General features: G+C 59.5%; 5 protein-coding genes and 1 pseudogene. 5 read left to right on the top strand and 1 reads right to left on the bottom strand.

Annotation, left to right across the window (positions count from 1 at the left end; translation table 11 throughout):
- The 3 genes from RTK32_RS16745 to RTK32_RS16735 form a co-directional block, all read left to right on the top strand.
- A partial coding sequence (locus tag RTK32_RS16745; RefSeq protein WP_312045957.1) for a molybdopterin dinucleotide binding domain-containing protein occupies positions 1–596 on the top strand: 596 nt, incomplete at its 5' end.
- Positions 597–717: 121 nt separating this feature from the next.
- The gene (hypF, locus tag RTK32_RS16740) at positions 718–3021 is read left to right on the top strand and encodes a carbamoyltransferase HypF (RefSeq protein ID WP_312045955.1); all 2304 of its coding nucleotides are present in this window, start codon (positions 718–720) and stop codon (positions 3019–3021) included.
- Positions 3014–4039 carry a HoxN/HupN/NixA family nickel/cobalt transporter gene (locus tag RTK32_RS16735; RefSeq protein WP_312045953.1) on the top strand — a complete coding sequence of 342 codons (1026 nt, stop codon included), beginning with the start codon at positions 3014–3016 and terminating at the stop codon, positions 4037–4039. The genes hypF and RTK32_RS16735 overlap by 8 nt, the downstream gene beginning before the upstream one ends.
- Positions 4040–4497: 458 nt before the next feature.
- On the opposite strand, the gene cueO is transcribed toward RTK32_RS16735, so the two are convergent.
- Positions 4498–6141: a multicopper oxidase CueO gene (gene cueO / locus RTK32_RS16730; RefSeq protein WP_312045952.1), complete on the bottom strand. Its 1644-nt coding sequence runs from the start codon at positions 6139–6141 to the stop codon at positions 4498–4500.
- 183 nt (positions 6142–6324) lie between these two features.
- Here cueO and RTK32_RS16725 point away from each other — a divergent pair, with 183 nt between their 5' ends.
- Together RTK32_RS16725 and RTK32_RS16720 are read left to right on the top strand one after the other, a co-directional pair.
- Positions 6325–6672, top strand: coding sequence for a YacC family pilotin-like protein (locus tag RTK32_RS16725; protein ID WP_312045950.1), 348 nt, complete (start codon positions 6325–6327; stop codon positions 6670–6672).
- Positions 6673–6776: 104 nt separating this feature from the next.
- Positions 6777–6874: pseudogene (locus RTK32_RS16720) on the top strand (polyamine aminopropyltransferase); the annotation flags it as partial.

The raw sequence follows: 6874 nt of genomic DNA, 5'->3' as shown, positions 1-6874 counted from the left end.
ACGTGCAGTGGCCCTGCACCACGCTGGAAAGCCCCGGTACGCCCTATCTTTATCAGGACAATCGTTTTACTACCCCTACCGGTAAAGGTCAGCTTTTTGCTGCGCCGTGGCGTGCGCCAGCCGAGGTGCCGGATGAAGCGTACCCGCTGGTTCTCTGTACCGTGCGTGAGGTCGGCCACTATTCCTGCCGCTCGATGACCGGCAACTGTTCCGCGCTGCAGACGCTGGCCGATGAACCGGGTTTTGTGCAGATCAACCCGCAGGATGCGCAGGCGCTGGGCATCCGCGATGGGCAACTGGTGTGGGTCAGCTCCCGCCGCGGTAAAGTCATTTCACGTGCCAACCACAACGAGCGTATTAACGTGGGCGCAGTGTACATGACCTATCAATGGTGGATCGGGGCCTGTAACGAACTGACTCAGGAAAACCTGGACCCTATTTCCAAAACGCCGGAAACCAAATACTGCGCGGTGAAGGTTGAGCGCATTGCCGATCAGCCCTGGGCAGAGAATTACGCCCGGCAAACCTACAGTGAGATGAAAGCGCGCCTGCGCAGTGCGGTAGATGACGCGACGCCGATGACCGTAACCGATTAAGCACTGTAACCATGCGGCCATATCGGGAGCCATAACGGACAGGGCATACCGGATTCAGGGCCGCAAAGGTTCAGGCTTAGCTGATTCAGGACCGGGCAGCCCGGTCCTTCAGGAACTGACTATGTCTGCTTCAGGAGTCTCTGTTCGCGTCAGCGGCAAGGTGCAGGGCGTCGGCTTTCGGCCTTTCGTCTGGCAGTTAGCCAACCGGCTACAGCTACGCGGCGAAGTCTGCAACGACAGCGCGGGCGTAGAAATACGTCTGCTTCAGTCTGCCGCCGTCCCCGTTTTTATCGAGCGGCTCCGCCAGGAACCGCCGCCGCTGGCGCGGATCGACAGCCTTACTATTCAGCCCTTTACCTGGCCGTCTTCGCCGCAGATTTTCACTATCGCGGCAAGCCAGCAGGGCCCGATGATGACCGAGGTTGCCCCTGATGCGGCAACCTGCCCGGCTTGCCAGCAGGAGATCCTGCACGCGGGCAATCGTCGTTCGGGCTATGCCTTTACTAACTGTACCCACTGCGGTCCGCGTTTTACGCTAATCCGCACGATGCCCTACGACCGTTCAGGCACCAGCATGGCCTCGTTTCGCCTTTGCCCCGCCTGTCAGCAGGAGTATCAGGATCCGGCCGACCGTCGCTTTCATGCCCAGCCCATCGCCTGCCCGCAGTGCGGGCCACAGCTTTTTGCCACTGGGCAGGATGGCGTGCCGCTGGCCCGAGAGAATGCGGCAATCGACTACGCTGCAACTGCGCTGCTGGCAGGCAAAATTGTGGCGATTAAAGGACTCGGTGGCTTTCATCTTGCCTGTGATGCCACGCAGCAGCAGGCCGTCAGGCGTTTGCGTCTGCGCAAACGGCGGCCGTCCAAACCGCTGGCGGTGATGCTGCCGGAGATAAGCTGGCTGGCACGGTGCGGCAAGAGCCATCAGACGATACAAGACCTGCTGCTCTCTGCCGCCGCGCCCATTGTGCTGACGGAAAAAAGCGCCACCTCGCCACTGTGTGCCGCCATTGCGCCCGGGCTGGATGAAACCGGATTAATGTTGCCGTTTACGCCGCTGCATCATTTGCTGATGCAGGCCTGCCGGAAACCGCTGGTGATGACCTCGGGCAATGCTGCCGACCGGGCGCCCGCGCTGACTAACGAAGAGGCGCTGAGCCAGCTGGACGGCATTGCGGATATCTGGCTGCTGCACGATCGCGACATTATCCAGCGGGCTGATGATTCGCTGGTTCGCATGGGGCCGCAGGGCGTTGAAACGCTGCGCCGTGCCCGGGGCTATGTGCCAGATGCAATCGTGCTGCCTGTGGGTCTGACGGCCCGTTCGCCGCTGCTGGCGATGGGCGGCGATCTGAAAAACACTTTCTGTCTGGTGCAGGGCGAGCGGGCTATTCTCAGCACGCATTTCGGCTCGCTGGCCAACAGCGATATTGCGTGCCAGCAGCAGCAGGCCATCGCCCACTTCCGGCAGCTGTATCACTGCACGCCCGAGACAATCGTGCAGGATGCGCACCCCGCTTACCTCAGCAGTCCGCCAGGCGCCCGGCCTGTTCTGGAGGTGCTGCATCATCATGCCCATATTGCCGCCTGCCTGGCTGAACATCACTGGCCGCTGGCGCGGGGGCCGGTCATCGGCCTGGCGCTGGACGGGCTGGGCTATGGCGAAAGCGGTGCGCTATGGGGCGGCGAGTGCCTGCTGGTCGATTATCAGCACTGTCAGCATCTCGGCGGGCTGCCTGCCGTTGCGCTGCCTGGCGGCGATCGTGCGGCACGAGAGCCCTGGCGCAACCTGCTGGCGCACTGGCAGGCGTTTGTCCCGGGCTGGCAGCAGCGGCCAGAGGCGAAGAGGCTGCTGGACAAGCCCTGGCAGCCGCTTGCACGGGCGATTATCGCTGGCGTGAACTCGCCGCTGGCCTCTTCCTGCGGACGTCTGTTTGACGCTGTCGCCGCCGCGCTGGGCTGCGCACCCGATGTGCTTGGCTGGGAAGGAGAAGCCGCCTGTCGCCTTGAAGCTATGGCCAGGCAGGCAGAAGGCCTACGCCATCCCATTACGTTGCCGCTGCGCCATATGGAAACAGGCACGGGCCTGGATCTGGCCGTTTTCTGGCAGCAGTGGCTTGACTGGCAGGCCGCACCGGAGGCTCGCGCTTTTGCCTTTCACGATGCGCTGGCCCAGGGGTTTGCCGCTCTGGCCCTTTACCACGCCGGGAAAACCGGTACAGACACCGTCGCTGTCGGCGGTGGTGTCCTGCAGTCACGCCTGATGCGCCAGCTTTTGCCGCGCTATTTATCTCCTCTTCACGTGCTGATGCCGCAGCGTGTTCCGGCCGGTGATGGTGGCCTGGCGTTGGGTCAGGCCGTTATCGCCTGCGCTCGCTTGCAGGACCAGACTTCCTCTGTTGTTAGCAAGGATCGTTATGATTAACTGTGCTTTTTTTCGTCCCCATCGCCGGGCTTTCTGGCTGTTAAGCAGCCTGCTGGTAGTGAATTTGTTGGCCTGGGGCTGGGCGCTGGTGATGTTCCGCCACCACGCCACGCTGATTGCCGCGGCTGTGCTTGCCTATGGTTACGGCCTGCGCCATGCGGTAGATGCTGACCATATCGCCGCCATTGACAACGTGACCCGCAAACTGATGCAGCAAAATCAGCAGCCTGTGGCCGTCGGCGTTTTCTTCTCGCTCGGGCATTCCAGCATCGTGGTGCTGGCATGCGTAGCGATTGCCGCGGCCTCTCTGCTATCCGGCAGCGAAATTGGCTGGCTGCATCACTACGGCAGCGTCATCGGCACACTGGTTTCCGCGCTTTTTTTGTTACTGATGGCGCTGTTGAATACGCTGATCCTGCGTGATGTGTATCGCCGTTTTCAGCAGGTGAAGCAGAAAAAAACGTTCAGCGTTCAGCCCGTCTTCCAGGGCGGCTTAATGAGCAGGCTATTTGGCCGGGCCTTTAATCTGGTGAATAAAAGCTGGCAGATGTATCTGGTCGGTTTTTTATTCGGCCTCGGCTTTGATACGGCAACGGAAATCGGCCTGCTCGGTCTCTCGGCGGCAGGTGCCTCCAGCGGCATGTCGGTCTGGAGCATCCTGATATTTCCGGCCCTGTTTGCCAGCGGCATGGCGCTGGTAGATTCGCTGGATAATTTTATGATGGTGGGGGCTTATGGCTGGGCGTTTAAGCAGCCGGTGCGCAAGCTCTACTATAACATGATGATTACGGCGACCAGCGTGCTGATAGCCTTGCTGATTGGCGGCCTGGAAGCGTTGGGATTGTTAGCGGAGAAGCTGGACCTGCACGGGCGCGTGTGGACGGCCGTGGCAACGTTGAACGGTAATATGGGCAGCGTCGGCTACCTTTGCGTGGCCATTTTTGTCGCCGCCTGGGGATTCTCGGTAGTGAATTACCGGCGCAAAAATTATGATGCGTTAAATCTTCCTCAGGCGTAACCACGCGTTATCGATTAACAGGCGCACCGACAATTGCCCATCAACGCAATCGCTTTTATGGAGCGTGACGCTTGCGCCAGGCCAACCATTATGGAGCGTAATGCAGGCGTGCCAGGCCATGCACGCTTATGCGCCAAAACAATCGCTTTATACCGCGTGACGTTTGCTGGTTAAACCAACCACGCTTGCGCGCCAAAACAATTGCTTTTATATCGGGGACGCTGGTGTGCCACAACAACCGCTTTTGCGCCGTGTGGTGCCTGTTTGCCGTTCGCAGTTTCGGGGCAGTTTTTTGGCGACTTGCGCGTGATAAACGCGTGGCTAAAGCGTACCGATAAAGCTCAGGCTGACAGGAAGTTTGCCTGAAACCTGTCCCGGCCTTCAGGCACTCCACCTGTCAGCGTGCCAATAGCAGGGGCAGGGATCCTTTTTAAAAGTCTCTCCCCCGCCTCCAGGCGCTACGCGCTTACCGTAAAGCCCAGCATCATGCCGGTATCTTCATGTTCCAGCAGATGACAGTGCGCCATATAGGCCCGGTCACGGTCCGCAAGATGATCAAAGCGCACCAGCACCTCGCTACGCCAGCCTTCCACACGAACCGTATCTTTCCAGCCGCTGCGATGGGGGGCGGGTGGCTTGCCGTTTTCAGAAACAATCCGAAACTGCGTACCGTGAATATGGAACGGGTGCAGCATCTCGTCACCCTCGCCGGAAATCGTCCACTTCTCCGTCATGCCCTGCTTCACATCGAAAGCTGGTTTGGTCATGTCGAAGGCAACCCCATTGATCTTATTGCCGTTATGGAAATCGTACCCCTCCGGCTGCTGATGCGCACCGCTTGCTGAATGCGCCATCGTGTGATCCGCGCCGCCGCCCCTGTGTGCATCGCTTTGCATGCCCGCCATCGCCGCGGGGTTCTCCATGTTCTGCATCGATTCGCCGTCGTGCGCATCGCCGCTCATGCCGGCCATGGCCGCGTGACCGTATCGTTGCATCAGCGCTACCATGCCGCGACGGTCCAGCTCGGGATCCATAGACAGCTGCAGCCAGCGGTTTTTCAGACCAGACTGTGCGGGCAGCGGTGGCACGTCCACCAGCTTATCCGGCAGCGATCCGCTGGCCATCACCCGCAGCGGCTGGATACTCAGCAGCGGCAGCGGCTGATTGAAAGGCGCCAGCGACATACCCATCTGCCGCACCGGCAGCGTCTGGAGATCAAATGGCTTGCCGTCCAGCGTGTCGACCAGCACCTCGAAGCGTTCGCCCGGCATCATCGACAGCGCAGTCACTTTCACCGGCTCGCTCAGCAGCCCGCCGTCGCCGCCAATCACGTAGAGCGGGCGCCGATCGCTGGCGACGATATTCAGCGAACGGGCGTTGCAGCCGTTAAGCAACCGCAGCCGTAACCAGCCGCGCGGCACGGCATGTTGCGGATAAATCGCGCCGTTGGTCAGCATCGTGTTACCAAACCAGCCTACGGCGGCGCTCATGACGTCCAGCTCGTAGTCAATCTTGCCACCATCCACCGACAGCTTTTTATCCTGTAGGATCACCGGGATATCGTCGATACCCCAAATTTTTGGCAGCAGCAGTTTCTCTGTCGCCTCGTCTTTTAAGATAACCAGCCCGGCCAGGCCCTGTGCAACCTGATACCCGGAACGGCCATGCTGATGAGGATGGAACCAACAGGTCGCGCCGGGCTGATCGGGGGTAAAGCTGACGGTGCGTACGGCGCCGGGCGCGATCTGCGCCTGCGGGCCGCCGTCCACTTCACCCGGTAATTCCAGCCCATGCCAGTGAACCGTCGTGGCTTCTGGCAGGTTATTACGTAGGTTCAGCGTCACCCGCTTGCCGCGCTCCAGCACAATCGCCGGGCCGAGCAGGCTGCCGTTATAACCCCAGGTCGGCACCGTTTTGTCCAGCCAGCGGGTACTGCCCTGCTGCGCCGTTACGGTCATCTCGCCTCGCGCATCCGGCATCAATAGAGCAGGAATGGGCAGCTCGGGGCGCTGTTGCGCCGCCATCAGCGATCGGCTCCATAGCGGTAATGCACTGGCCGCGCCCAGCGCGGCGCTCAGCTTCATAAAATGACGACGTTGCATCAATTCTTCCTTAACCCGGCTCGTAGTGATTACCGCAGCATAAACCCTTCCCCCAAGGGAAGGTCAAGTTTCCCCTCTGCGCCCACTAAAATAGCCCTTTAAGGATATTTCTCTGCTGAAATTGACTGTCGGCGGCCAGTAACTGTGCTAACGTCAGAGTATTGACATCTTTTGAGTACAGTTATGAAGAAAAGCATCAAGGCTCTGTTGTTACTGAGTCTGTTTGGCTTCTCATCGACAAGTTTTGCGCTGAGCGAGTCGGAAGCGGAGGATCTGGCGGATCTGACCGCTGTTTTTGTTTATCTGAAAAACGATTGTGGCTATCAGGATCTGCCGGATGCGCAGATCCGTCGTGCGCTGGTCTTTTTCGCCCGCCAGAACCGCTGGGATCTGAGCAACTACAGCAGCTTTAATATGAAATCGCTGGGCGCGGACAGCTATCGCGATTTAAGCGGCATCGCCGTGCCCAACGACACCAAGTGCAAATCACTGGCCCGCGATTCGCTCAGCCTGCTTGCCTACGTGAAGTAAACCCCGCCGTTTTCCGCCGCCAGTTTGACCGTGCAAGCACGGTCAGAGTTGGCTATCATATTGCGCCCATTTTTCGTGGCTGCGATCACCAGGAGAGCCGTACCATGGCCGAAAAAGAGATGTGGTATGAAACGCTTCATACCGGTTTTGGGCAGTATTTTGCTGTCGATAAAATTTTATACCGCGAACAGACCGAACATCA

It is taken from the genome of Erwinia sp., from assembly GCF_031978025.1.
Taxonomy (GTDB): Bacteria; Pseudomonadota; Gammaproteobacteria; order Enterobacterales; family Enterobacteriaceae; genus Erwinia.
Note: the sequence above shows the minus strand (reverse complement) of the source record. Positions and strands in the feature narration are given on the sequence as shown.

Bases quoted from the DNA above. Each gene is read 5' to 3' on its own strand.
- hypF (WP_312045955.1), top strand. From the start codon at position 718: ATGTCTGCTTCAGGAGTCTCTGTTCGCGTCAGCGGCAAGGTGCAGGGC.
- RTK32_RS16735 (WP_312045953.1), top strand. From the start codon at position 3,014: ATGATTAACTGTGCTTTTTTTCGTCCCCATCGCCGGGCTTTCTGGCTG.
- cueO (WP_312045952.1), bottom strand. From the start codon at position 6,141: ATGCAACGTCGTCATTTTATGAAGCTGAGCGCCGCGCTGGGCGCGGCC.
- RTK32_RS16725 (WP_312045950.1), top strand. From the start codon at position 6,325: ATGAAGAAAAGCATCAAGGCTCTGTTGTTACTGAGTCTGTTTGGCTTC.